Consider the following 25,154-nt stretch of genomic DNA (forward strand, 5'->3'; position numbering starts at 1 on the left):
CATGGGGCCCGAGGACCGGGGTGGGAGGGCGTGGATGAAAGGCTGTTTTCTCCCGTTGACAAATCTCGACAAGGTTCTCATAGTTTGGTGTAACGCAAACGTTTGCGAGATGTTTCACGATGCACCCTTGGCGTATCGTGACAGCTCGTATCAGCCACCCGGGTGGGCCGGCTGCCGAAGCGTTCTTCGGTGCAAGCGTTGCTCACAATAATCATAAGATCGGAGTGAACCCATGAAGCTGCCATTTGCCGGACGTCTTCTTGCTGTCGCTGTGCTTGCTGCCGCATCCGCTGCCCTGCCTCTCTCCTCTGCATTTGCCGATGACGCCGCCAAACCCAAGGTCGGCCTGGTCATGAAATCCCTCGCCAACGAATTCTTTGTCACCATGCAAGACGGTGCCAAGACGTACCAGAAAGAACATACCGCCGATTTCGACATGATCACCAACGGGATCAAGAACGAAACCGATACCAGCGCGCAGATCGATATCGTCAACCAGATGATCCTCGCCAAAGTGAACGCGATCGTGATCGCCCCTGCCGACTCCAAGGCACTGGTCACCGTGCTGAAGAAGGCCTCGGATGCCGGTATCAAGGTCGTCAACATCGACAACCGTCTTGACCCGGACGTGCTCAAAAGCAAAAACCTCGACATCCCGTTCGTAGGCCCGGATAACCGCAAAGGCTCCAAGCTGGTTGGCGATTACCTGGCCAAGCAGCTTTCCTCGGGGGACAAGGTCGGCATCATCGAAGGCGTTCCGACCACCACCAACGCCCAGCAACGTACCGCAGGCTACAAGGATGCGATGGACGCTGCCGGCATGAAGATCGTCTCCACCCAGTCCGGTAACTGGGAGATCGACCAGGGCCAGAAAGTGGCGTCCGCCATGCTGAGCGAGTACCCGGACCTCAAGGCCTTGTTGGCCGGTAACGACAACATGGCTCTGGGCGCCGTTTCTGCCGTACGTGCGGCAGGCAAGGCCGGCAAAGTGCTGGTGGTGGGCTACGACAACATCGAAGCCATCAAGCCGATGCTGCAGGACGGCCGTGTCCTGGCCACCGCCGACCAGGCTGCGGCCCAGCAGGCTGTGTTCGGTATCCAGAACGCACTCAAGCTGGTCAAGGGTGAGAAAGTCGATGCCAAAGACGGCGTGATCGAAACCCCGGTCGAACTCGTCCTCAAGAAGTAATCCTGGCAGCACCCAACAGCGCCCGCTTGTCCTGAGCGGGCGCCTGGAGATTTTCCTATGTCATCTTCCGCCCCGAACGCTGTCCTCTCGGTCAGCGGTATCGGCAAGACCTATGCCCAGCCGGTTCTGTCCGACATCACCCTGACGCTCAACCGTGGGGAAGTGCTGGCGCTGACCGGTGAAAACGGCGCTGGTAAAAGCACCTTGTCGAAGATCATCGGCGGGCTGGTCACGCCCACCACCGGGCACATGCAGTTCAATGGCCAGGACTTCCGTCCGGGCAGCCGCACCCAGGCTGAAGAGCTGGGCGTGCGCATGGTCATGCAGGAACTCAACCTGCTGCCGACCCTGACCGTGGCTGAAAACCTGTTCCTGGACAACCTGCCCAGCCACTGTGGCTGGATCAGCCGCAAGCAACTGCGCAAGGCCGCCATCGAGGCCATGGCCCAGGTCGGTCTGGACGCGATTGACCCGGACACCCTCGTCGGCACCCTGGGTATCGGCCACCAGCAGATGGTGGAAATCGCCCGCAACCTGATTGGCGATTGCCATGTGCTGATCCTCGACGAACCCACGGCGATGTTGACCGCCCGTGAAGTCGAGATGCTGTTTGAACAAATCACCCGCCTGCAGGCCCGCGGCGTGGCGATCATTTATATTTCGCACCGGCTCGAAGAACTCGCCCGTGTCGCCCAGCGCATTGCGGTACTGCGTGATGGCAAGCTGGTCTGTGTCGAGCCGATGGCCAATTACAACAGTGAGCAACTGGTCACCTTGATGGTCGGTCGCGAACTGGGTGAGCAGATCGACCTGGGGCCGCGCACTATCGGCGGCCCGGCCCTGACGGTGAAAGGCTTGACCCGCTCGGACAAGGTCCGCGATGTGTCCTTTGAAGTGCGTGCTGGCGAGATCTACGGCATTTCCGGCTTGATCGGCGCCGGACGCACTGAATTGCTGCGCCTGATCTTCGGTGCTGACCTGGCAGACAGCGGCACCGTTGCCCTGGGGTCTCCAGCCCAGGTGGTGAGCATCCGTTCGCCGGTGGACGCGGTCGGGCATGGCATCGCCCTGATCACCGAAGACCGCAAGGGCGAAGGCTTGCTGCTGACCCAATCCATCAGCGCCAACATTGCCTTGGGCAACATGCCGGAAATCTCCGGCGGTGGCGTAGTGAATGCACGCGATGAAACAGCGTTGGCCAAGCGCCAGATCGATGCCATGCGCATCCGCAGTTCGAGCCCGGCCCAACTGGTGTCCGAGTTGTCGGGCGGTAACCAGCAGAAGGTCGTAATTGGCCGCTGGCTGGAGCGTGATTGTGCGGTGATGCTGTTCGACGAGCCGACCCGCGGCATCGACGTGGGGGCCAAGTTCGACATTTATGCCTTGCTCGGCGAACTGACTCGCCAGGGCAAAGCGCTGGTGGTGGTGTCCAGTGACTTGCGTGAGCTGATGCTGATCTGCGATCGCATCGGTGTGCTCTCGGCCGGGCGCTTGATCGAGACATTCGAGCGCGACAGCTGGACCCAGGATGAATTGCTCGCCGCCGCCTTTGCCGGCTATCAGAAACGTGATGCGCTGCTCAACGACGCAGTGCTTAGGGATACCCCATGAAAACAACAACTTCCCCTGGTAAAACCGGCGGCAATTTCTACGGCCTGGGCACTTATCTTGGGCTGGCGGGTGCGTTGCTGGCGATGATTGCGCTGTTCTCGGTGCTCAGCGATCACTTCCTGTCCTATGACACTTTCAGCACCCTCGCCAACCAGATTCCGGACCTGATGGTGTTGGCGGTGGGGATGACGTTCATCCTCATCATTGGTGGCATCGACCTGTCGGTAGGCTCGGTGCTGGCACTGGCTGCGTCGGCGGTCAGCGTGGCGATCCTGGGCTGGGGCTGGAGCGTATTGCCGGCCGCTGTACTCGGCATGGGCTGTGCGGCATTGGCCGGCACTATCACCGGTTCGATCACCGTGGCGTGGCGGATTCCGTCGTTTATCGTGTCCCTCGGCGTGCTGGAAATGGCCCGCGGCGTCGCTTACCAGATGACGGGCTCGCGTACGGCGTACATCGGTGATTCCTTCGCCTGGCTGTCGAACCCGGTGGCGTTCGGCATTTCGCCATCGTTTATCATTGCGCTGCTGGTGATCATCGCGGCTCAGTTGGTGTTGACCCGTACGGTGTTCGGTCGTTACCTGATCGGCATCGGCACCAACGAAGAGGCCGTGCGCCTGGCGGGGATCAATCCCAAGCCCTACAAGATCCTGGTGTTCAGCCTGATGGGGCTGCTGGCCGGCGTGGCGGCACTGTTCCAGATTTCACGCTTGGAAGCGGCTGACCCGAATGCTGGCTCCGGCCTGGAGCTGCAGGTGATCGCCGCCGTGGTGATCGGCGGCACCAGCCTGATGGGCGGGCGCGGTTCGGTCATCAGCACCTTCTTTGGTGTGTTGATTATTTCGGTACTGGCGGCTGGCCTGGCGCAGATCGGTGCCACGGAGCCCACAAAACGCATCATTACCGGTGCCGTGATCGTGATCGCCGTGGTCCTCGATACCTACCGCAGCCAGCGCGCCAGTCGGCGAGGCTGAACCATGGCAACGATCAAGGATGTGGCAGCGCTTGCAGGTATTTCCTACACCACGGTGTCCCATGTGGTGAACAAGACGCGCCCGGTCAGCGAGCCTGTGCGGATCAAGGTCGAGGCGGCGATCAAGCAACTGGACTATGTGCCGAGTGCGGTTGCGCGCTCGCTCAAGGCCAAGACCACCGCCACCATCGGCCTGTTGGTGCCCAACAGCCTCAACCCGTATTTCGCGGAGCTGGCGCGGGGCATCGAGGATTACTGCGAGCGCAATGGCTACTGCGTCATCCTTTGCAACTCCGACGACAACGCTGAAAAGCAGCGCAACTATTTGCGTGTGTTGCTGGAGAAACGCATCGACGGCTTGATCGTGACTTCGGTGGGCGGTGACGACAGCGGCCTCGCGGCCGGCTTGAGCGCGGTGCGTACGCCCATGGTGATTGTCGACCGGGCACTGGACGGTATTGATGTCGACCTGGTGCGCATCGACCATGAAGAGGGTGCCTACCTGGCAACCCGGCATTTGCTTGAGCTTGGCCACCGGGACATTGCCTGCATCGGCGGCCCGGGGCACACCCGCGTGGCGCAGATGCGTCTGGCGGGCTATCACCGTGCGCTGCGTGAGGCGGGCGTGGAAGTGGCAGCGGGGCGCACCGAAGAAAGCGATTTCACCAGCACCGGTGGTTATGCCGCAGCGGTGAAGCTATTGGCGCAGAACCCGCCCAGCGCGATCTTCGCCAGTAACGACATGATCGGCTTCGGCGTGTTACGCGCGGCGGCCGAGCGCAACATCCGCGTGCCGGGCGAGCTGTCGGTGATCGGTTTCGATGATATTCAAATGGGCCGCTACGTGTACCCGGCGCTGACCACGGTCGGGCAGTCGATCGTGCAACTGGGCGAGACGGCGGCCGAGCTTTTGCTGCAACGAATTGCAACCCCCCAACTGCCGATCGATCAACGCATCGTGACGCCGAGTATTGTGTTGCGAGAGTCCACGGCACCGTTTGCCGGGGTTTTCGCCCAATACCGCTGAACCGAATTGATGAGTATTGATGTATGCCAGCAAAAGTAGTGGTAATAGGCAGCTTGAACATGGACCTGGTGACCCGTGCCAGCCGGTTGCCGCGTGCCGGTGAAACCCTGATCGGCCAGACGTTCACCACGGTGCCTGGCGGCAAGGGTGCCAACCAGGCGGTGGCGGCAGCGCGTTTGGGGGCCGAGGTGGCGATGGTCGGTCGCGTGGGTACTGATGCGTACGGCACTCAGTTGCGCGATGCACTGCGGGTGGAAGGCATTGATTGCCAGGCCGTCGCCACGGTGGAGGGCTCCAGCGGCGTGGCATTGATCGTGGTGGACGACAGCAGCCAGAACGCGATCGTGATCGTGGCCGGTAGCAATGGCGAGCTGACCCCGCAGTCCCTGCACGCTGCGGACGCCGTTCTGCAGTCGGCGGATGTGATCATCTGCCAGCTTGAAGTGCCGATGGAGACCGTTGGCCATGCGCTCAAGCGCGGGCGTGAACTGGGCAAGATGGTCATTCTGAACCCGGCACCGGCCAGTGGCCCTTTGCCCGGCGATTGGTATGCCTCGATCGATTACCTGATCCCCAATGAGAGCGAAGCCACGGCCCTCAGCGGCGTGACGGTGGACTCCCTTGATAGCGCCAAGGTTGCCGCGACACACCTGATCAAGGCCGGCGCCGGCAAAGTTATCATCACCCTGGGTGCGCAGGGCGCGCTGTTTGCCGATGGCACGGGCTTCGAGCATCTGGTGGCGCCAAAGGTCAAGGCTGTGGATACCACGGCGGCCGGTGACACCTTTGTCGGAGGCTTTGCGGCGGCACTGGCCAATGGCAAGAGCGAAGCCGAGGCCATCCGATTTGGCCAAGTGGCAGCGGCGCTGTCAGTGACGCGTGCCGGTGCGCAACCCTCTATTCCTACGCTGCACGACGTTCAAGGTTTTGTACCCTCATGAAAAAGACACCATTGCTCAATATTGCGCTGTCACGCGTCATCGCATCCCTGGGTCACGGCGATGTGCTGGTGATCGGTGACGCTGGCCTGCCCGTGCCACCAGGGGTCGAGTTGATCGACCTGGCGCTGACCCAAGGTATTCCGGATTTCATCAGCACCTTGCGCATTGTGCTCAGCGAGATGCAGGTGGAAAGCCATGTGCTGGCCGAGGAGATCCTGCTCAAGCAGCCACCGGCGCTGGCGGCACTCAATACCCTGACCGAGCAGGCGGCCCTGGGCGAGCGCCGCCTGGTCAGCCATGAAGAATTCAAGCAGCTGAGCCGCAAGGCTCGCGCCGTCGTGCGCACGGGCGAGTGCCAGCCTTATTGCAACATCGCGCTGGTGTCCGGCGTCACTTTCTAGCGTTACCCATGACAAGGAGTGTTTTATGCAACGTGGTCTACCCACCCTGAAAAACCTGTTCCGGAGTGTCCTGCTCTTGTCCGCACTCACTGCAGCCAGCGCCCATGCGGCGGAAAAAATCGACCTGATCATCGACACCGACCCGGGTGCCGATGATGTGGTGGCCTTGCTGTTTGCCATGGCTTCTCCTGAGGAGTTGCACATTCGAGCGCTGACCACTGTTGCCGGCAACGTGCGCCTGGACAAGACTTCCCGCAACGCGCGGCTGGCTCGCGAGTGGGCAGGGCGCGAAGATATTCCGGTCTACGCCGGCGCGCCCAAGCCGCTGCTGCGCACGCCGATCTACGCCGAGAATATCCACGGCAAGGAAGGTATCTCCGGCGTTACCGTGCACGAGCCGAAGAAAGGCCTGGCCGAAGGCAATGCGGTTGATTACCTGATCAAGACGCTGAGCAGCGCCAAGCCCCATAGCATCACCATCGCCATGCTCGGTCCGCAGACCAACCTGGCGCTGGCACTGACCCAGGCGCCGGAAATCACCCAAGGTATCAAGGAGGTCGTGGTGATGGGCGGTGCGCACTTCAATGGCGGCAACATTACGCCAGTGGCTGAATTCAACCTGTTCGCCGACCCGGTTGCGGCCGAGATTGTGCTCAAGAGTGGCGTCAAGTTGACCTACTTGCCGCTGGACGTGACCCACAAGGTCCTGACCAGCGAAACGCGCTTGAAGAAGATCGCCGATCTCAACAACAACGCGAGCAAGGTGGTCAGCAATATCCTCAACGAATACGTCAAAGGCGATATGGAGCACTACGGCATCCCCGGCGGCCCGGTGCACGATGCCACGGTGATTGCGTATCTGCTCAAGCCTTCGCTGTTCAGCGGCCGTCAGGCCAATATGGTGGTCGATAGCCGCGAAGGCCCGACGTTCGGTCAGACCATCGTCGACTGGTACGACGGCCTGAAGCAGGAAAAGAATGTGTTCTGGGTCGAGAATGGTGACGCTCAGGGCTTCTTCGATCTGCTGACTGAGCGCCTGGCACGCTTGAAGTAAGGTGTTTGCCGGTCGACGCTCGTCGACCGGTTCTTATTCCCGCTCGGGGTCGTGTGCGCCCATGTGATCGGCCGGGTATTTTTCGAATACCTGGCCGATAAAGGCTTGCGCCGCTTGGGTGCCCAATTCCTTGACCAGCAGGTCGATGCCGATGATTGCCAATTCTTCCGGGCTTCCGGGGCTGTAGGAGCTTTGCCCTTGGGGCCACTTGGCTTTGATATCGGCTTGGAGGGTTACAGTGCTCATGGCTGTCTCGCGGTGTTGAAAGTACTGGGTAGTGCGCTGGAACGCGGTTCTTGCCGGCGCAGTTAACCATTTTGCGCCGCGTTTGGCACTGCTACTTAGGCATGAAGGAAGGGCTATGCGACACTGATGCCCTGTTTAATTGCCGGGGATGACCACGTGCAGATCGATTTGAACAACCCCGAAAACCTGACTTTGGCAACAGTGCGCCAGTTGATTGCCAGTGCCAGTGACGATGAACATGCCCAGTTGCGGGTGACCAAGGCCGGGATCGCTTATCTCTCTTCTGGCAGGGCGGTGGGCGGCGTCGAGATCGAAGGGCTGCTGTTTCGCCTGGAGACCTGGGCCAAGGGCTCAGGCTACGTCGGTAACGTGGCTGCCAGTGATGAGGTCTGGGTCACCCAGATTTTCAATGCGCTGAAGCAGAACTGGCCAAAGCCTTCGTCCGACTACATCGATATCTACTGAGTGCGTTCATATCTGGTGACGATTGATCGGGCGAATGCCGCTGGAGAGTAGGGCAGACTTGCCCTGCGGCGGTTTACGTCTTGAAACCAATCCGTCATATCGCTGTCGCACGATCTCTGTCCATTTTTTATCATAGGAGGCTTCATGCCTTGGAAGCTCGCATCATTCGGTACTTTGTTGGCAGCACTCGCGTTGGCGGGTTGCAGCACCCCGGGTGCCTCTGAGCCAGGCAAAGCAACCGCCGCAGCTGACGTCGCTCATACCCGCTGTGAGTCGAAAGCTGCCGAGTTTGCAATCGGCCAGAAGGCCTCGCCCCAGTTGCTGGAGCAGGCGCGTACCCGTGCCGGTGCGCAGAACGCACGGATTCTCAAGCCAAACGACATGATTACCCTGGAATACCGCTCCGACCGCCTGAACCTGAACACCGACGACAACCTGGTGATCACGCGGGTCAATTGCGGCTGATAGCTTCAAGGCTTTTGCAGCACCCATAAAAAACCCCGTCACATGGACGGGGTTTTTTTAGCTCAGCGGAGAATTACTCGCCGCGAACCTGTGCAGCTTGCATACCCTTTTGGCCTTTCTCAGCCACGAAGGAAACGGTTTGGCCTTCTTTCAGGCTTTTGAAACCGTCGCTTTCGATAGCTTTGAAGTGTACGAACAGGTCGTCACCGCCACCTTGAGGAGTGATGAAGCCGAAGCCTTTTTCATCGTTGAACCATTTAACGGTGCCGGTTTGGCGATTAGACATGGTGTATCTCCAAGAAACATATATTTTCAGTAGTGCTGTGCTGCTCAGGCCAACTGGGCACACCGGGCTATCATAGTCGAAATGTTCGGCTTGGGAGCCCCCCCAAGGCATTGTTTGCTAATCAATAGCGTTGCGTTTAGTGCGTCGATCGGCTGAAAGCCCCGATCTACGGGGCTTTGGAGCGAAATATCAGCTGTTAAAAAAAGCCGTAAAAGCTGCGTAATTTGTGAGAAATGGCAGTTTTCAGGGTGTTTTTTCAGTGAAACGACCGTCTGAACAGTGATGCGGCTGCTTATTTCTTTACGACTTTGCAGGACGAAATCGCCGCGACCGCTTTGTTTTTGAGCGCTGGGCTGGCGTTCGGGTTTTTCATGAGCTCCGTGATTTCCGCCGTGGTCAGTTCGGCGTTGATCTTGTCGGCGCCACATTCGCAATGGTCTTTGGCGGTTTTGGCGTCGACGTTCTGCTGGGCTGCTGCGCTGCAATCCTTGACGAAGCTATCGCGGGCGCCGGCAGGCCAGTTTGAGGGGGCGGCGGCTTGTGCGCCAAGGGAGAGGAGGGTGAGGGATGCTGCAAGAGCGAAGGTCGAGGAAAAACGCATAATTAAATGCTCCTAAGGTCGTGAGGACGAACGGCAATTCTCGATGGGTTTGAGGGGTGGCGTACAGCTCAAGTTCACTTTCCCCGCTTCAACGACTAATTTGTAATTACATAACATGGCGCAAGCCCGACGACCGTTCATCTGTGCTAGCATCGTCGACCTGGCTATTTCCAGGCGCGCCATTTGCCGCCTTGCCATGTTCTTTTTAGCTCACTCCAGTCACTCTGGTTCGATTATCGGTTGGCCGAAAGGCTCCTGCCGCTGTAAGGCAGGCGTTCATCACTGAACGGCCTGGTATTGGATCTTGTACTGGCTCATCCCAACCCACGTGACCTTTGGTAGGGGTCACCACTAGGAGAGGAGGCGCCATGCCAACTATTACTCTTCCCGACGGCAGTCAACGTTCATTCGATCATGCGGTTTCCGTAGCCGATGTCGCCGCATCCATTGGTGCTGGCCTGGCCAAGGCCACCGTGGCCGGCAAGGTCGACGGCAAGCTGGTCGATGCCAGCGACCTGATCACCACCGATGCCAGCCTGCAGATCATCACGCCCAAGGACCAAGAGGGGCTGGAGATCATTCGCCACTCTTGCGCTCACCTGATTGGCCACGCGGTCAAGCAGCTGTATCCGACCGCGAAAATGGTGATCGGCCCGGTCATCGAAGAAGGCTTCTATTACGACATCGCCTATGAGCGTCCTTTCACGCCGGACGACCTGGCGGCGATCGAGCAGCGTATGCATCAGCTGATCGAAAAAGATTACGACGTGATCAAGAAAGTCACGCCGCGCGCCGAAGTGATCGACGTATTCACCGCCCGTGGCGAAGACTACAAGCTGCGCCTGGTGGAAGACATGCCGGACGAGCAGGCCATGGGCCTGTACTACCACGAAGAATATGTCGACATGTGCCGTGGCCCGCACGTGCCGAACACGCGCTTCCTCAAGTCGTTCAAGCTGACCAAGCTGTCCGGCGCCTATTGGCGTGGCGATGCAAAGAACGAGCAACTGCAGCGCATCTACGGTACTGCCTGGGCTGACAAGAAGCAGCTGGCTGCCTACATCCAGCGCATCGAAGAAGCCGAGAAGCGCGACCACCGCAAGATCGGCAAGCGCCTGAACCTGTTCCACCTCCAGGAAGAAGCGCCGGGCATGGTGTTCTGGCATCCGAACGGCTGGACCCTGTACCAGGTGCTTGAGCAGTACATGCGCAAGGTTCAGCGCGACAACGGCTACCTGGAGATCAAGACTCCGCAGGTTGTTGACCGTAGCCTGTGGGAGAAATCCGGGCACTGGGCCAACTACGCCGACAACATGTTCACCACCCAGTCGGAAAACCGCGACTACGCCATCAAGCCCATGAACTGCCCATGCCACGTGCAGGTGTTCAACCAGGGCCTGAAAAGCTACCGCGAGTTGCCGATGCGCCTGGCCGAGTTTGGTGCCTGCCACCGCAACGAGCCATCGGGTGCGTTGCACGGCATCATGCGTGTACGCGGCTTCACCCAGGACGATGCCCACATCTTCTGCACCGAAGAGCAGATGCAGGCCGAGTCTGCTGCGTTCATCAAGCTGACCATGGATGTCTACCGCGATTTCGGCTTTACCGAAGTCGAAATGAAGCTGTCCACTCGTCCGGAAAAGCGCGTCGGTTCCGACGAGCTGTGGGATCGCGCCGAATCGGCACTGGCCGCAGCGCTTGACAGCGCGGGCCTTGCGTACGACCTGCAGCCGGGTGAGGGTGCTTTCTACGGTCCGAAGATCGAGTTCTCGTTGAAAGATTGCCTTGGTCGTGTCTGGCAGTGTGGTACCCTGCAGCTCGATTTTAACCTGCCGATCCGTCTGGGCGCCGAATACGTGTCCGAAGACAACAGCCGCAAACACCCGGTTATGCTGCACCGGGCGATCCTCGGTTCGTTCGAGCGGTTCGTCGGGATCCTGATCGAGCACTACGAGGGTGCATTCCCTGCGTGGTTGGCTCCGACCCAGGCAGTGATCATGAATATCACTGATAAACAGGCAGATTTTGCCGCTGAAGTTGAAAAAACTCTCAACGAAAGCGGGTTTCGTGCCAAGTCCGACTTGAGAAATGAAAAGATCGGCTTTAAAATCCGCGAGCATACTTTGCTCAAGGTTCCCTATCTTTTGGTTATCGGAGATCGGGAAGTCGAGATGCAGACTGTCGCTGTGCGTACTCGTGAAGGTGCTGACCTGGGCTCGATGCCCGTCGCCCAGTTCGCTGAGTTCCTCGCGCAAGCGGTTTCCCGGCGTGGTCGCCCAGATTCGGAGTAATTATTATTAAGCGTGAAATGAGACAAGATAAACGAGCTGCACCGAAAGCCCCGATCAACGAGAATATCTCGGCACGCGAGGTTCGGTTAATTGGCGCTGACGGCGAGCAGATTGGCATCGTCTCGATTGATGAAGCGCTTCGTATCGCTGAAGAGTCCAAGTTGGACCTGGTGGAAATCTCCGCCGACGCAGTCCCGCCTGTTTGCCGGGTGATGGACTACGGCAAGTCGATCTTCGAAAAGAAGAAGCAGATTGCTGCGGCGAAGAAGAACCAAAAGCAGATTCAAGTAAAAGAAATCAAGTTTCGTCCAGGGACGGAGGAAGGGGATTACCAGGTAAAACTGCGCAACCTGGTACGTTTCCTGAGTGATGGGGACAGGGCCAAGGTATCCTTGCGATTCCGCGGCCGTGAGATGGCCCACCAGGAGCTGGGGATGGAACTCCTCAAGCGGGTTGAAGCTGACCTGCTGGAGTACGGTTCCGTCGAGCAGCATCCTAAGATGGAAGGACGCCAGCTGATCATGGTCATCGCCCCGAAAAAGAAGAAGTAATCAACAGGGCACGGCAGGCCTTCTGATTATGTTTATCAACTGAATGCGGAGTATCCGAACATGCCAAAGATGAAGACTAAAAGTGGTGCTGCTAAGCGGTTTCTGAAAACTGCTAACGGTATCAAGCACAAGCACGCTTTCAAGAGCCACATCCTGACCAAAATGTCGACCAAGCGTAAGCGTCAACTGCGCGGTAGCAGCTTGCTGCATCCGTCTGACGTGGCAAAAGTCGAGCGCATGCTGCGCCTTCGTTAATTTTTGGATCAAGAATAGAGGAAGTAACTCATGGCTCGTGTAAAGCGTGGCGTCATTGCCCGTAAACGTCACAAAAAAATTCTGAAACTTGCTAAAGGCTACTACGGCGCGCGTTCACGCGTATTCCGTGTTGCCAAGCAAGCGGTAATCAAGGCAGGCCAATACGCCTACCGTGACCGTCGTCAGAAAAAACGTCAGTTCCGCGCTCTGTGGATCGCTCGTATCAACGCTGGTGCACGTGTTAACGGTCTGTCCTACAGCCGTTTCATCGCTGGCCTGAAAAAAGCGTCCATCGAGATCGACCGTAAGGTTCTGGCTGATCTGGCAGTGAACGAAAAAGCGGTGTTTGCCGCGATTGTCGAGAAAGCTAAAGCCACCTTGGCTTAAGTACCCCCGACAGTCATTCTGGGTTGCTCCTGCAGTCCAGGGTGGTAAACGTCATAAATAGGGGAAGAGCCTTCAAGCTCTTCCCCTATTTTGTATCTGGAGTCTGTACATGGAAAACCTGGACGCGCTCGTCGCTCAAGCTCTTGAGGCTGTGCAAAGCGCTGAAGATATCAATGCCCTGGAGCAAATCCGGGTTCACTACCTTGGCAAAAAGGGTGAATTGACTCAGGTGATGAAGACCCTGGGGAATTTGCCGGCTGAAGAGCGTCCGCAAGTCGGTGCGCTGATCAACGTCGCCAAGGAGCGTGTCACAGAGGTTCTCAATGCGCGCAAGGCGACGATGGAGGAGGCCGATCTCGCGGCCAAACTCGCCGCCGAGTCCATTGACGTAACCCTGCCTGGCCGTGGCCAGGCCTCGGGCGGCCTGCATCCGATCACCCGGACTCTGGAACGTATCGAGCAGTTCTTCACCCACATTGGCTACGGCATTGCCGAGGGCCCTGAGGTCGAAGACGACTATCACAACTTCGAGGCGCTCAACATCCCTGGCCACCACCCGGCCCGGTCGATGCACGACACCTTCTATTTCAACGCGAACATGCTGTTGCGCACCCATACCTCGCCGGTACAGGTCCGCACCATGGAAGCGAACAAGCCGCCGATCCGCATCGTCTGCCCAGGCCGTGTGTACCGCAGCGACTCCGATATCACCCACTCGCCGATGTTCCACCAGGTCGAAGGCCTGCTGGTTGATCGCGACATCAACTTCGCCGACCTCAAGGGCACCATCGAAGAGTTTCTTCGCGTGTTCTTCGAGAAAGAGCTGGCGGTGCGTTTCCGTCCATCGTTCTTCCCGTTCACCGAGCCATCCGCTGAAGTGGATATGGAATGCGTGATGTGCAGCGGCAAAGGCTGCCGCGTGTGCAAGCAAACCGGCTGGCTGGAAGTGATGGGCTGCGGCATGGTTCACCCGAACGTGCTGCGCATGTCCGGAATCGACCCGGAAGAATTCTCGGGCTTTGCCTTCGGCATGGGCGTTGAGCGTCTGGCCATGCTGCGTTACGGCGTGAACGACTTGCGTCTGTTCTTCGACAACGACTTGCGGTTCCTCGCGCAATTTCGCTAGTCGTAACGAACCTTTAGGAGAGCAGGATGAAATTCAGTGAACAATGGCTGCGTGGCTGGGTAAGCCCGCAGGTAGGTCGCGACGAGCTGGTCGCTCGTCTGTCGATGGCCGGTCTTGAGGTCGATAGCGTTACCCCGGCCGCTGGTGTTTTCAGTGGTGTGGTAGTGGGCGAAGTGCTGAGCACCGAGCAACACCCCGATGCCGATAAGTTGCGTGTGTGCCAGGTCAGCAATGGCGCGGAAACCTTCCAGGTCGTGTGCGGAGCGCCCAATGTGCGCCCGGGCCTGAAAATCCCGTTCGCCATGATCGGTGCCGAGTTGCCAGGCGACTTCAAGATCAAGAAAGCCAAGCTGCGTGGCGTTGAGTCCAACGGCATGCTGTGCTCCCAGGCCGAGCTGCAAGTGGGCGAGGGCAATGATGGCCTGATGGAGCTGCCGGCCGATGCGCCCGTGGGCCAGGACATCCGCGTTTACCTGGAGCTGGAAGATGCCAGCATCGAGGTCGACCTGACCCCGAACCGCGGCGACTGCCTGTCCCTGGCCGGCTTGGCCCGTGAAGTGGGCGCGCTGTACAACGCCCCGGTCACCCGCCCGGTCGTTGCGGCCGTGCCTGCGGTGCACGACGAAGTGCGCCCGATTGAAGTGCTGGCGCCAAACGCCTGCCCACGTTACCTGGGTCGTGTGATCCGTAACGTCGACCTGTCCAAGCCAACCCCGCTGTGGATGGTTGAACGTCTGCGTCGCGCCGACGTGCGCAGCATCGATGCGGCCGTCGACATCACCAACTACGTGATGCTGGAGCTGGGTCAACCGCTGCACGCCTTCGATCTCGCCGAAATCAACGGTGGCATCCGCGTGCGCATGGCCGAAGAAGGCGAGAAGCTGGTGCTGCTCGACGGCCAGGAAGTCAGCCTGCGCGCCGACACCCTGGTGATCGCCGACCATTCCCGTGCCCTGGCGATTGCCGGTGTCATGGGGGGCGAGCACAGCGGTGTGTCCGACACCACTCGCGACATTTTCCTTGAGAGCGCGTTCTTCGACCAGATCGCCATCGCTGGCAAGGCCCGCTCCTACGGCCTGCACACCGATGCGTCGCACCGCTATGAGCGTGGCGTGGACTGGAAGCTGGCCCGTGAAGCCATGGAGCGCGCCACTGGCCTGCTGCTGGAAATCACCGGTGGCGAAGCCGGCCCGATCACTGAAACCGTCAGCGAGCAGCACCTGCCGTCCGTTGCGCCGATCACCCTGCGCGCCAAGAGCGTAGAGCAGATGCTCGGCCTGGTGATCGAGCCGGCTGAAATCGAGCAACTGTTGTCCGCCCTCGGCCTGGGTATCACTGCCGGCGGGGAAGGGCAGTGGCACGTTGAAGTGCCAAGCCATCGCTTCGATATCAGCCTGGAAGTCGACCTGATCGAAGAACTGGCCCGTCTGTATGGCTACAACCGCCTGCCGGTTCGTTACCCGCAAGCACGTCTGGCACCGCAACCCAAGGCCGAAGCGCGTGCGCACCTGCCTGAGCTGCGTCGCCTGCTGGTAGCCCGTGGTTACCAGGAAGCGGTGACCTACAGCTTCATCGATCCCAAGCAGTTCGAACTGTTCAACCCGGGCGTCGAGCCGCTGTTGCTGGCCAACCCGATCTCCAATGACATGGCTGCGATGCGTTCGTCGCTGTGGCCAGGCTTGGTGAAGGCCCTGTCCCACAACCTGAACCGTCAGCAAGACCGCGTGCGCATGTTCGAAAGCGGCCTGCGTTTTGTCGGTCAACTGGACGGCCTGAAGCAAGAGCCGATGCTGGCGGGCGTGGTGTGCGGTAGCCGCCTGCCGGAAGGCTGGGCGCAAGGTCGCGATGCGGTGGACTTCTTCGACGTCAAGGCAGACGTGGAAGCGGTGCTGGGCTTCGCCGGTGCCTTGGATGCCTTTACTTTCCTGCCTGGCAGCCACCCAGCGTTGCACCCTGGCCAGACTGCGCGTATCGAGCGTGAAGGTCGTTTGGTGGGCTTTGTCGGCGCCATTCACCCTGAGCTGTCGAAAACCCTCGGCCTGGACCGCCCGGTCTTCGTTTTTGAGCTAGTCTTGGCTGAAGTCGCGTCGGGCAAGATGCCTAAATTCAGCGAGTTGTCGCGCTTCCCTGAAGTGCGTCGTGACCTCGCGCTGATTGCCGACCGTGAAGTGGCTGCCACTGCCGTTCTGGATGTAATCCGTGAAAATGCAGGGGAATGGCTGACAGACCTCAGGCTATTTGACGTCTATCAGGGTAAAGGCATTGATCCGCATAGAAAAAGCCTTGCAGTTGGCTTGACCTGGCAGCATCCATCGCGCACTCTTAATGACGATGAGGTGAATACCACGACACAGAATATCCTCACCTCGCTCGAACAAAGGTTGAACGCCACGTTAAGGAAGTGACGTATGGGGGCTTTGACGAAAGCTGAGATGGCGGAACGTCTGTACGAAGAGCTGGGTCTGAACAAGCGCGAGGCCAAGGAATTGGTCGAGCTGTTTTTTGAAGAGATCCGACACGCTCTGGAAGACAACGAACAGGTCAAATTGTCCGGTTTCGGCAATTTTGACCTGCGGGACAAACGCCAGCGGCCTGGCCGCAATCCAAAAACGGGAGAAGAAATCCCGATCACGGCTCGCCGTGTGGTCACCTTTCGTCCAGGGCAGAAGTTGAAGGCCCGAGTTGAGGCTTATGCTGGAACCAAGTCATAACGACGAGCTACCCGTCATCCCAGGCAAACGCTACTTCACCATTGGTGAAGTCAGCGAGCTCTGTGCGGTCAAGCCGCACGTGCTGCGCTATTGGGAGCAGGAGTTTCCTCAACTCAACCCCGTCAAACGCACCGGGAACCGTCGGTATTATCAGCGCCAGGATGTGCTGATGATCCGACAGATCCGTGCGTTGCTGTACGACCAGGGGTTCACCATCAGCGGCGCGCGTCAGCGTATGTCCGGTGATGAAGCCAAAGACGACACCACCCAATACAAGCAACTGATCCGCCAGATGATCTCCGAACTCGAAGATGTGCTGGTGGTGCTGAAAAAATAATTTCAGCTTTTAAAATACTTCCACATTTCAAAAGCTTGCGGTATATTCCGGTTCGCTTCGTCAAGAAGCGAACCCAGTAACACGCCTAGTCGGGGCGTAGCGCAGTCCGGTAGCGCACTAGCATGGGGTGCTAGGGGTCGAGTGTTCGAATCACTCCGTCCCGACCATATTTTTCAATGGCTTAGCCCGGTTCAGAAATGACCGGGCTTTGTTGTTTCTGGGATTTGATCCTTTTGGTCACCGTTGGGTCACCGTTAGCAAAAAGCTGGTAAAGTGCCAGCAGCTACGACTGCTGCGCACCTAACGCCCTGACAAGGACTGCACCATGCAACTGACCCAAGCCCCAGCCCCCGGTGCCCGTGCATTGATCCGCGATGAAGAGTGGATTATCCAGAGCGCCGACCAATGCAATCTTGGTGGCTGGCAGCTCTCCTGCATAGGCGTGTCGGAAACCGTGCGCAATCGTCATGCGCTTTTCCTCACTGAACTCGAAGGCGTCACCCTGATTGACCCAGCAAAGACTGAGCTGGTGTACGACGAATCGCCCACATTTATTGCTTCGCGCCTGTTTATCGAGGCGCGTCTGCGTCAGTCGGCGCTGCAAAGCGAGTCGGTAGTGATTGGTCAGCATGGGGTCATGGATGCGTTGCCGTTTCAGTTGCAGCCTGCTCATCAAGTCTTGCAGCAGCTGCGCCCGCGCTTGCTCATTGCGGATACAGTAGGCCTTGGTAAAACCCTCGAGGCCGGCATCCTTACCGCCGAGTTGATGCGCAGAGGTAAAGCTCGCCGCATTTTGGTAGTTACTACCAAAAGTATGATGCGCCAGTTTCAGCAGGAGTTCTGGAACCGCTTTACCATCCCGCTCACCCGCCTGGACTCAGCCGGTATTCAGCGCATTCGTCGCGATATCCCAGCCAATCACAATCCCTTTAACTACTACGACCGCACCATAATCTCGGTCGATACCTTGAAGCGCGACAGTCAGTACCGGCACTACCTGGAAAGCGCCTGGTGGGATCTGATCATCATCGACGAAGCCCACAACGTTTCCTATAAGGGCAATCGCACCCAGAGTAATCGCCTGGCTGAGTTGCTCTCGCAACGCTCCGATGCACTGATCTTGCTCACCGCCACACCACACAACGGCAAAAAGGACAGCTTCGCCAGCCTCGTGCGCATGCTCGACCCCACGGTGCTGCCAGCAGGGGCCGATTACACCCGCGAGGATGTCGATCACCTTTTTGTTCGCCGCTTCAAGAAAGACGTGCGCGAGCAAATGAAGCAGGAGTTCCCAGAGCGAGAAGTGTTTCGTTTGGCCTGCGCCGCAAGCCCGGCGGAAAACCTCGCCTTCGATGCCCTAGCCGAGCTCGAACTTAATAGCGACGGGACCGGTGCGCGCGACGGCGCCATGTTGTTCCGCACCGTGCTGGAAAAGGCGCTGTTCTCTTCCCCGGCAGCCTGCCTACAAACGCTGAAAGAGCGCATCCGTAAGCTCGAGGTAAAGGACGCACGCCATCCTGATCTTGAGGGACTGCGTGATCTTCACGGTCTAGTGCAGTCCATTAGTGCAGACAAATTCAGCAAATTGCAGCACCTCATCGGCCAGCTCAAACAAGGTCAGCACTGGCGTTGGGATGGCAAAGATCCAAATGACCGCCTGGTGATCTTCACCGAGCGAGTGGAAACACTGAAATTCCTCCAGCAAGAGCTGCCCAAGGCCCTGGGTTTAAAAGATAACGCCGTAGCCATCCTGCACGGACAATTGCCTGACCAGGAGATCCAGCAAACAGTTGAAGGTTTTGGCAAAACCCATTCGCCCCTGCGCCTGCTGATTGCCTCGGATGTGGCCTCTGAAGGTCTTAACCTGCACTACCAAGCTCATCGACTGATCCACTTCGATATTTCCTGGTCGCTGATGGTATTCCAGCAACGCAACGGTCGTGTGGATCGTTATGGTCAACTGCATGCCCCGAAAATCGGCTACCTGCTGACCGAACCGCGCCACGAGAAAATTCGCGGTGACTTGCGCTACATGGAAATCCTGATCGATAAGGACGAGCAGGCGGCAAAGAATATCGGCGATCCGTCAGCCTTTATGGGGCTGTATGACGAAGAGTTGGAAACCATCGAAGTGGCCAAGGCCATTGAAGGCAACCGCACTGCCGATGAGTTCGCCGCGCTACTGGCTGGTGATGATATCGACCCTTTCGAGGCCTTATGGGGCGCGAACGTACCCAGCAACGATAGTGTTGTGCCCGCCAGCACAGCAGCGCTCATGGCGCCCGCTGCTGAACTCACCAGTCTGTTTAACGACAGCTACATTTATCTTCGCGATGCCTTGCGGTGGCTGGCGCAAGAGTCTCCGGACGAACATGCTGCAATCAAAACGGATGATGCCAGCCGTACGCTAAGCTTCCAGCCCAGTCGCGACCTTGCTCGGGTGCTTCAGCGTGATCTGGCCAGCGAAATGTGGCCGACCGATAACACCTTTGCCTTGAGCGCCGACAAGGCTGTGGTTGAAGAGGCCATCAAACAGGCCCGCGACACCAATGCCTGGCCGCAGCTGCATTACCTCTGGGCGCTCAACCCCATTGCCCAGTGGCTCGACTACAAACTTATGGCGCTGTTCCGCCGCCAGCGTGCGCCGCTGTTGCGGGTTGCACAGGGGCTGGCCACAGGCGAAGCCATCGTGCTGGTGCTCGCCCAGGTGCCTAACCGCCGTGGTCAAGCCGTGCTAGCCGAGTGGCTGGGGGTACAGCTCGATGCTGCTGGGCAAGTACAGAGCGTCATCAGCCTGGAGGAAGCACTGCACCGTACAGGGCTCAACAGCACTGCAAAAGCGCAGGCCAACTATGGCCAGGCGCCGGACAGCAGTACCCTGCAAAGCGCACTACCCGCGGTTATTCAGGCTGCTGAGAAACACATCAAACCGATCAAGCAGGCCTTCGATGCCAGCTGTCGCCAGCGTCTGGAGCGCGAGTTGGCCAAGCTGAAAACCCTGCAGCTCAGACACAACGTACAGCTGGAAATCGATTTCGCCAAAGGTATCGAACAGGTCATCGCAGCCAAACGTATGCAGAAAGAAAGCGCCACCGCCGACCTGTTCAGCAACTACCAACAATGGATACGCGACACCCTGCAACTGGATGACCGCGCTCAGTTCACCGTTGTCGCCGCACTGATGGCTTAAGGAAGGAATACAGCATGAGTTTTGCCATCACCGGCCTCACCAATGCCAACGAGTTCTACAGCCAGCATTACCTGGACGAGATCCTCGAAAAAGACCTCAAGCCGCTGTTTGACCAATGGAAAGAGCAGGGCGCGCAAAGCCCCGTCGTTCGTCTGCGCACTGCCGCGGGGGCTAATGGTTACTTCCGTGCCCGCGAGCGCTTTCTGAATGAGCGCAAAACTAGCGAACGCGCCAGCCTGTTTATTGACCTGGTGCAGCCTCTGCTCGCTGCCTTGGGTTACGAACTTGCGCCGCAGAACCTGACGTTGGCCGAAGGAGAATTGCCGGTGCTCGCGGTGTATCGCGATGCCAAACACCAGCCGCTGTTGGTCATTGCGGCAGCTAATGCCAATGCGGAGGACGACGACAGCAGCCCGCTGCAATTGCTTGCGCCAGCGGCCAGTGAGCAAGGCAAAGGTAAATATGCCCATAGCGACTGGGAGGAAACCCTCAGCAAGCGTCTGTTAGCCGACGACCACCCGCCACGCTGGGTGTTGCTGCTGCACCATGAAGAGTGGTTGCTGATCGAGCGCAGCAAATGGGGGCGCAAGGCACTGCTGCGCTTCAACCTGCCGGAGCTGTTCGGCCCGCGTGATGACAAACAGTTCCGTGCCATGGCCGCGCTGCTTGGCAGCCAGTCGGTGCTGCCGGTGGAAGGTGGCGTGGCGCTGCTCGACAGTTTGGATGACAGCTCGCACAAACATGCCTTTGAGGTATCCACTGATCTCAAATACGCCCTGCGTGAATGCATCGAGCTGATTGCCAATGAGGCCATCTGGTACAAACGCACGGTGGCCAAGGAGAAGGTGTTCGAGCGTAACGATACCGACCTGGCCGACCAGCTCAGCCGTGAAAGCCTGCGCTACATGTACCGCCTACTGTTCATGTTTTATATCGAGGCGCGGCCCGAGCTGGGCTATGCGCCCATCGATGCCGAGGCCTACCTTAAGGGCTATAGCATCGAGCACCTGCGCGAGCTGGAACAAACCCCGCTGACCACCAGCGAAGCTCAGGAAGGTTTCTATTTTCACGATAGCCTCAAGCAATTGTTTGGCCTGATCTGGCAAGGCTATCCGCGCCGGGATGCTACGGCGAGTCAGCTCGACCTAGGTGGCAGCCATGATGGCTTGCTCGACAATGGCTTCACCATCGCGCCGCTACAAGGCCACCTGTTTGACCCTGCGCGCACACCGCTACTGGGTAGCGTCAAGCTGCGTAACTCGGTGCTGCAGAAAGTCATCGAGCTAATGTCATTGTCCCGGGGCGGTGGCAAGAGCCGTCGTGGGCGTATCAGCTATGGCACCCTCGGTATCAACCAGCTGGGTGCTGTGTACGAATCGCTGCTGTCCTTCCGTGGTTTTTTTGCCGAAGAAAATCTCTACGAGGTACGCCCTGACCCCAACGGGAAGAAGGCAAGTACGGGCGAAGAGAGCGAAGAAGACGATTCGAGCGAGAGCGATACGGACAGAGAGGAAGGCCTCGATACCCCCGGCGCAGCCGAGAAGAAAAAAGACGCCGAAGTCAACCCGCTGGATGCGGCCTACTTTGTACCTGCCAGTAGCATCAGCCAGTACACCGACGCCGAACGGCTGTTTGGCGGCAATACCAAGATTCATCCTAAAGGCAGCTTTATCTATCGCCTGGCCGGTCGTGCCCGCGAGAAGTCGGCCAGCTACTACACCCCTGAAGTACTGACCAAATGCCTAGTCGAGCATGCGCTAAGAGAAATCCTGCCCGGTAGAACGGCGGATGAAATTCTGAAGCTCACCGTGTGCGAGCCGGCCATGGGCAGCGCGGCGTTTTTGAACGAGGCCGTCAGCCAATTGGCCGAAGCCTACCTGCAAGCTAAACAGAAAGAGTTAGGCCGCACCATCCCACACGAGCAGTACACCGAAGAAAAACAGCGGGTGAAGATGTTCATTGCCGACAGTAATGTCTTTGGTGTGGACCTCAACCCCATTGCGGTGGAGCTAGCCGAAGTCTCCTTGTGGCTCAACGCCATTTTCAAAGGCAGCCATGTGCCGTGGTTTGGCTTGCAGCTCTACAACGGTAACTCCCTGGTGGGGGCACGACGCGAACTATTTAGCACCGCCCAGCTCAGCCCAGGCAGGGGTGAAAACGGTCTGCCCGAACGCGACTGGCGCGCCGCCGCGCCGCGTGCTTTGCCACTCACACAAGTGCCAGCCGCTACCGATGTGTTCCACTTTTTGCTGCCTGCTGAAGGCATGGGCATGGTCAGCGATAAGGTAGTAAAGGCGCTGGAGCTAGAGGCCTTCGAGCAATTCAAACAATGGCGCAAGGCCTTTACTGCGCCACTCACCGAGGACGAAATTCGTCGCGTACAGGCTTTGAGTCGGGCCGTGGAACAGCTTTGGCAGCAGCACGCCCAGGAGCTGGCTCGTGTGCGTTCCGCTACTTGCGATGAACTGCATGTATGGCCGGACCCTACCGCCAACCACGCCCCTACCAGTACCGCGGAAAAAGACGCTGCCTACCAGCGGGAAATGCTTAGCGAAGCGCAGAAGAATGCCAGCCCCTACCGCCGCCTAAAACTGATAATGGATGTTTGGTGTGCCCTGTGGTTCTGGCCGCTAGACAAGGCCAGCGAGCTGCCCAGCCGCGAACTCTGGTGGTTTGTGCTGGAAACCGTGCTGCTTGGCAATGCTCGACTGAGCAGTACCCCGGCCGAAGACCTGTTCCCGGAAACCCAGCCACAACAGGGGCTGAACTTTACCCCCGAGCGCGACCGCTACGGCCATGTTGACATCGCCGCGCTGGTCGAAGCTCTTCCTCAGTTGCAGGTGGCGCAGCAGGTGGCAGGCCAGCAGCACTTTATGCACTGGGCTCTGGAATTTGCTGATGTCTTCAAAGTCCGTGGTGGCTTTGATGTGGTTCTAGGCAATCCTCCGTGGATCAAAGTCGAATGGAATGAACAAGCGCTGCTGTCCGACTTTGATCCTCGTTTTGCTATTCATAAACTCAGCGCCAAGCAAACGGCCGATCGGCGCGAGGAGGTATTGGTCGCCTCGAAACAGTCTCGCATTGACTACATTGCCGAATGCACGGCCACTGAGGGTATGGGCGAATTTCTCAATTCCCGGCAGAACTATCCGCTTTTAGAGGGGCAAAAGGCCAATTTGTACAAATGCTTCTTGCCGCTAATCTGGCAATTGGGCAGTGGCGTACAAGCCTTACTACACCCGGAGGGGCCTTATGAGGATCCCAACGGTGGACTGCTGCGTGAGGCTATGTATCAGCGGCTAAGAGCGCACTATCAGTTCCAGAATGAACTGAAGCTATTCGCCGAAATTGGCAATCGGGTTAAATACAGCATTAACGTCTACGGCCTTCCTCAGGCGGCTACGTTCAGGACCATGGCCAATGTGATGCACCCTCAAACCACGTATGGTTCGCTCGCCCATTCCGGTGGTGGTGTAACCCCAGGCATTAAGACCGAAATGGGTACTTGGGACTTGTCCAGCCATTGCAACCGCGTTGTCGAGGTGACAGAAGCCACGTTGGCCATCTTCGCTCAGCTATACGATGAGCCGGGGACGCCGCCGCTGCAGGCGCGTCTACCTGCCGTTCATAGCCGCGAGCTGGTTTCGGTTCTAGAAAAGTTCGCTCATGCACCGCATCGGCTAGGTGAACTGAGCGATGATTTATATTTCACTCAGCATTGGAACGAATCAATCGGCCAATCCGACGGCACCATTCGCCGCCGTCATAGAGAGGATCAGGGATTTGTTGTTCAGCCGACCGGATTCGTGCTTTCCGGTCCGCATTTCTACGTTGGTAACCCACTCAGTAAAACTCCTAAGCGCGTCTGCGAGACGCACAAGGCATACGACACTCTCGATCTCGAGGTGCTGCCTAATGATTACTTGTCTCGCAGTAACTATGTTCCTGCTTGTAGCGAGGCTGAGTACGCGAGTCGAACTCCTCGCGTGAGTTGGATAGAGAGCGGGGAGGCGGAATCGAGGCCGGTGACATCCTATTATCGCCACATCAACCGAGAAATGATCAGCGTTTCCATGGAAAGAACGCTGGTTTCCGCGATCATCCCCAAAGAGGTTAGTCACCTGCATGCATGCATTAGCGCCGCATTCTTGTCAGTTAATACACTTTTAAATTTTCATTCGATGACGTTGTCCATTCCATTGGATTTTTATATGAAATCCACGGGAGCAGGGCACGCCAATTTGGCCTATCTAAGCCGATTGCCCTTAACTTCTAATTCGCCCTCGGCGTCGGCCCGCGCAGGTTTGTACGTCCGCGCACTTTCTTTGTCTAGTCTATCTGAACACTACGCAGATCTGTGGTTAGATGGTTGGCAACCCGCATTCCAATGGGATTCTTGGTCGAGTTCAGATCCGCGTTTGCCGAAGGACTTTTTTGCCCGACTCACCCCTGAATGGCAGCGCAACTGCGCCCTGCGTAGTGACTTCGCCCGCCGGCAGGCGCTAGTGGAAATTGATGTCCTCGCCGCCCAGGCTTTAAACCTGACCTTAGACGAGCTGCTAACTATCTATCGCGTGCAATTCCCGGTGATGCGACAGTACGAACGCGATACTTGGTATGACGCCAGGGGCCGCATCGTCTTTACCACTAGCAAAGGTCTAGTTGGCGTTGGCCTGCCGCGTAAGGCCGGCAAGCGCGATGCTGATTGTACTGTTCGTTTACCTGGCTGTAGTGAGAAAACTCGCCGCCTCGGTTGGGAAGATGTGCAACCCAAAGATGGCCAGCCCCAAGTCCCTGACGGCACCGTTATCGAGCGGCCCATACTCGACGACACTCAGCCCGGTGGCCCGGCTCTACGCACCATTGAATACATTGCGCCCTTCATCTTGGCTGACCGTGAAGCTGACTACCGCGTGGCTTGGGCGCATTTCGAGAAAGCGGCAAGTGACCATGAGTGATTTTGGCAATCTGTTCGCGGTCAAGAGCAATAGCTACGGATCTGCTGTCCACGCGGCCCCCCATACTGAAGTTGATCTTGCCGAGTAAA

Annotated in this window: 22 protein-coding genes and 1 tRNA gene; 20 read left to right on the top strand and 3 right to left on the bottom strand. The window is 58.2% G+C overall.

Going from position 1 to position 25,154, the window contains the following annotated elements; genetic code table 11:
• Positions 1–232: 232 nt before the first annotated feature.
• The 7 genes from HX803_RS27610 to HX803_RS27640 are packed head-to-tail and all read left to right on the top strand — an operon-like array spanning position 233 to position 7,196.
• Entirely contained in the window at positions 233–1,189 is a 957-nt protein-coding gene (locus HX803_RS27610) for a sugar ABC transporter substrate-binding protein (protein ID WP_178925165.1), read from the top strand.
• Between the two features lie 57 nt (positions 1,190–1,246).
• On the top strand, positions 1,247–2,800 hold the full coding sequence (locus HX803_RS27615) for a sugar ABC transporter ATP-binding protein (RefSeq protein WP_176998750.1): 1,554 nt from the start codon (positions 1,247–1,249) through the stop codon (positions 2,798–2,800).
• Positions 2,797–3,774 (top strand): ABC transporter permease, encoded by a 978-nt coding sequence (locus HX803_RS27620; RefSeq protein WP_176998751.1) that lies wholly within the window; start codon positions 2,797–2,799, stop codon positions 3,772–3,774. The genes HX803_RS27615 and HX803_RS27620 overlap by 4 nt, the downstream gene beginning before the upstream one ends.
• Before the next feature lie 3 nt (positions 3,775–3,777).
• Positions 3,778–4,800 (top strand): LacI family DNA-binding transcriptional regulator, encoded by a 1,023-nt coding sequence (locus HX803_RS27625; protein ID WP_178925167.1) that lies wholly within the window; start codon positions 3,778–3,780, stop codon positions 4,798–4,800.
• A gap of 23 nt (positions 4,801–4,823) precedes the next feature.
• On the top strand, positions 4,824–5,741 hold the full coding sequence (gene rbsK, locus HX803_RS27630; protein WP_178925169.1) for a ribokinase: 918 nt from the start codon (positions 4,824–4,826) through the stop codon (positions 5,739–5,741).
• Entirely contained in the window at positions 5,738–6,142 is a 405-nt protein-coding gene (gene rbsD, locus HX803_RS27635) for a D-ribose pyranase (protein ID WP_176998754.1), read from the top strand. Before rbsK ends, rbsD begins: the two co-directional genes overlap by 4 nt.
• 25 nt (positions 6,143–6,167) lie before the next feature.
• Positions 6,168–7,196, top strand: coding sequence for a nucleoside hydrolase (locus HX803_RS27640; RefSeq protein ID WP_178925172.1), 1,029 nt, complete (start codon positions 6,168–6,170; stop codon positions 7,194–7,196).
• Between the two features lie 33 nt (positions 7,197–7,229).
• Here the strand turns inward: HX803_RS27640 and HX803_RS27645 are convergent, their stop codons facing one another.
• On the bottom strand, positions 7,230–7,442 hold the full coding sequence (locus tag HX803_RS27645) for a hypothetical protein (protein WP_176998756.1): 213 nt from the start codon (positions 7,440–7,442) through the stop codon (positions 7,230–7,232).
• A 156-nt stretch (positions 7,443–7,598) separates the two neighbouring features.
• On the opposite strand from HX803_RS27645, the gene HX803_RS27650 reads away from it, so the two are divergent.
• Positions 7,599–7,907 (top strand): hypothetical protein, encoded by a 309-nt coding sequence (locus tag HX803_RS27650; protein ID WP_178925267.1) that lies wholly within the window; start codon positions 7,599–7,601, stop codon positions 7,905–7,907.
• 144 nt (positions 7,908–8,051) lie between these two features.
• Positions 8,052–8,372, top strand: a complete 321-nt coding sequence (locus HX803_RS27655; protein ID WP_178925174.1) for an I78 family peptidase inhibitor — start codon at positions 8,052–8,054, stop codon at positions 8,370–8,372.
• Positions 8,373–8,445: 73 nt separating this feature from the next.
• Here HX803_RS27655 and HX803_RS27660 read toward each other — a convergent pair whose 3' ends face one another.
• Together HX803_RS27660 and HX803_RS27665 are read right to left on the bottom strand one after the other, a co-directional pair.
• On the bottom strand, positions 8,446–8,658 hold the full coding sequence (locus HX803_RS27660; RefSeq protein ID WP_003234260.1) for a cold-shock protein: 213 nt from the start codon (positions 8,656–8,658) through the stop codon (positions 8,446–8,448).
• 292 nt (positions 8,659–8,950) lie between these two features.
• Positions 8,951–9,262 carry a hypothetical protein gene (locus HX803_RS27665; RefSeq protein WP_178925269.1) on the bottom strand — a complete coding sequence of 104 codons (312 nt, stop codon included), beginning with the start codon at positions 9,260–9,262 and terminating at the stop codon, positions 8,951–8,953.
• A 365-nt stretch (positions 9,263–9,627) separates the two neighbouring features.
• Here HX803_RS27665 and thrS point away from each other — a divergent pair, with 365 nt between their 5' ends.
• The 11 genes from thrS (at position 9,628) to HX803_RS27720 (ending at position 25,065) form a co-directional block, all read left to right on the top strand.
• Positions 9,628–11,550 carry a threonine--tRNA ligase gene (gene thrS, locus HX803_RS27670; RefSeq protein WP_178925176.1) on the top strand — a complete coding sequence of 641 codons (1,923 nt, stop codon included), beginning with the start codon at positions 9,628–9,630 and terminating at the stop codon, positions 11,548–11,550.
• Positions 11,550–12,101, top strand: coding sequence for a translation initiation factor IF-3 (gene infC / locus HX803_RS27675; RefSeq protein ID WP_169850653.1), 552 nt, complete (start codon positions 11,550–11,552; stop codon positions 12,099–12,101). The genes thrS and infC overlap by 1 nt, the downstream gene beginning before the upstream one ends.
• Positions 12,102–12,161: 60 nt before the next feature.
• Positions 12,162–12,356 carry a 50S ribosomal protein L35 gene (rpmI, locus tag HX803_RS27680; RefSeq protein ID WP_002553160.1) on the top strand — a complete coding sequence of 65 codons (195 nt, stop codon included), beginning with the start codon at positions 12,162–12,164 and terminating at the stop codon, positions 12,354–12,356.
• A 30-nt stretch (positions 12,357–12,386) separates the two neighbouring features.
• Entirely contained in the window at positions 12,387–12,743 is a 357-nt protein-coding gene (rplT, locus tag HX803_RS27685) for a 50S ribosomal protein L20 (protein WP_007913489.1), read from the top strand.
• A gap of 109 nt (positions 12,744–12,852) precedes the next feature.
• Positions 12,853–13,869: a phenylalanine--tRNA ligase subunit alpha gene (gene pheS, locus HX803_RS27690; protein ID WP_017737822.1), complete on the top strand. Its 1,017-nt coding sequence runs from the start codon at positions 12,853–12,855 to the stop codon at positions 13,867–13,869.
• A gap of 26 nt (positions 13,870–13,895) precedes the next feature.
• Complete coding sequence (pheT, locus tag HX803_RS27695) at positions 13,896–16,274, top strand: phenylalanine--tRNA ligase subunit beta (protein WP_178925178.1); 2,379 nt, start codon at positions 13,896–13,898, stop codon at positions 16,272–16,274.
• A 3-nt stretch (positions 16,275–16,277) separates the two neighbouring features.
• Positions 16,278–16,580, top strand: a complete 303-nt coding sequence (gene ihfA, locus HX803_RS27700; protein WP_002553164.1) for an integration host factor subunit alpha — start codon at positions 16,278–16,280, stop codon at positions 16,578–16,580.
• Positions 16,561–16,917 carry a MerR family transcriptional regulator gene (locus HX803_RS27705; protein ID WP_003174972.1) on the top strand — a complete coding sequence of 119 codons (357 nt, stop codon included), beginning with the start codon at positions 16,561–16,563 and terminating at the stop codon, positions 16,915–16,917. Before ihfA ends, HX803_RS27705 begins: the two co-directional genes overlap by 20 nt.
• Before the next feature lie 90 nt (positions 16,918–17,007).
• Positions 17,008–17,084 (top strand) — tRNA-Pro (locus HX803_RS27710).
• Between the two features lie 158 nt (positions 17,085–17,242).
• Entirely contained in the window at positions 17,243–20,107 is a 2,865-nt protein-coding gene (locus HX803_RS27715; protein ID WP_178925180.1) for a DEAD/DEAH box helicase, read from the top strand.
• 14 nt (positions 20,108–20,121) lie between these two features.
• Positions 20,122–25,065, top strand: a complete 4,944-nt coding sequence (locus HX803_RS27720) for a class I SAM-dependent DNA methyltransferase (protein WP_178925182.1) — start codon at positions 20,122–20,124, stop codon at positions 25,063–25,065.
• Positions 25,066–25,154 lie beyond the last annotated feature (89 nt).

It is taken from the genome of Pseudomonas sp. P7548 (assembly GCF_013386585.1).
In the GTDB taxonomy this organism is placed as follows: Bacteria; Pseudomonadota; Gammaproteobacteria; order Pseudomonadales; family Pseudomonadaceae; genus Aquipseudomonas.

Bases quoted from the DNA above. Each gene is read 5' to 3' on its own strand.
- thrS (WP_178925176.1), top strand. From the start codon at position 9,628: ATGCCAACTATTACTCTTCCCGACGGCAGTCAACGTTCATTCGATCAT.
- HX803_RS27720 (WP_178925182.1), top strand. From the start codon at position 20,122: ATGAGTTTTGCCATCACCGGCCTCACCAATGCCAACGAGTTCTACAGC.
- rbsK (WP_178925169.1), top strand. From the start codon at position 4,824: ATGCCAGCAAAAGTAGTGGTAATAGGCAGCTTGAACATGGACCTGGTG.
- HX803_RS27610 (WP_178925165.1), top strand. From the start codon at position 233: ATGAAGCTGCCATTTGCCGGACGTCTTCTTGCTGTCGCTGTGCTTGCT.
- rpmI (WP_002553160.1), top strand. From the start codon at position 12,162: ATGCCAAAGATGAAGACTAAAAGTGGTGCTGCTAAGCGGTTTCTGAAA.
- HX803_RS27655 (WP_178925174.1), top strand. From the start codon at position 8,052: ATGCCTTGGAAGCTCGCATCATTCGGTACTTTGTTGGCAGCACTCGCG.
- rbsD (WP_176998754.1), top strand. From the start codon at position 5,738: ATGAAAAAGACACCATTGCTCAATATTGCGCTGTCACGCGTCATCGCA.
- pheS (WP_017737822.1), top strand. From the start codon at position 12,853: ATGGAAAACCTGGACGCGCTCGTCGCTCAAGCTCTTGAGGCTGTGCAA.
- HX803_RS27660 (WP_003234260.1), bottom strand. From the start codon at position 8,658: ATGTCTAATCGCCAAACCGGCACCGTTAAATGGTTCAACGATGAAAAA.
- HX803_RS27645 (WP_176998756.1), bottom strand. From the start codon at position 7,442: ATGAGCACTGTAACCCTCCAAGCCGATATCAAAGCCAAGTGGCCCCAA.
- HX803_RS27620 (WP_176998751.1), top strand. From the start codon at position 2,797: ATGAAAACAACAACTTCCCCTGGTAAAACCGGCGGCAATTTCTACGGC.
- HX803_RS27625 (WP_178925167.1), top strand. From the start codon at position 3,778: ATGGCAACGATCAAGGATGTGGCAGCGCTTGCAGGTATTTCCTACACC.
- rplT (WP_007913489.1), top strand. From the start codon at position 12,387: ATGGCTCGTGTAAAGCGTGGCGTCATTGCCCGTAAACGTCACAAAAAA.
- HX803_RS27715 (WP_178925180.1), top strand. From the start codon at position 17,243: ATGCAACTGACCCAAGCCCCAGCCCCCGGTGCCCGTGCATTGATCCGC.
- HX803_RS27705 (WP_003174972.1), top strand. From the start codon at position 16,561: ATGCTGGAACCAAGTCATAACGACGAGCTACCCGTCATCCCAGGCAAA.
- ihfA (WP_002553164.1), top strand. From the start codon at position 16,278: ATGGGGGCTTTGACGAAAGCTGAGATGGCGGAACGTCTGTACGAAGAG.
- HX803_RS27615 (WP_176998750.1), top strand. From the start codon at position 1,247: ATGTCATCTTCCGCCCCGAACGCTGTCCTCTCGGTCAGCGGTATCGGC.
- HX803_RS27640 (WP_178925172.1), top strand. From the start codon at position 6,168: ATGCAACGTGGTCTACCCACCCTGAAAAACCTGTTCCGGAGTGTCCTG.
- pheT (WP_178925178.1), top strand. From the start codon at position 13,896: ATGAAATTCAGTGAACAATGGCTGCGTGGCTGGGTAAGCCCGCAGGTA.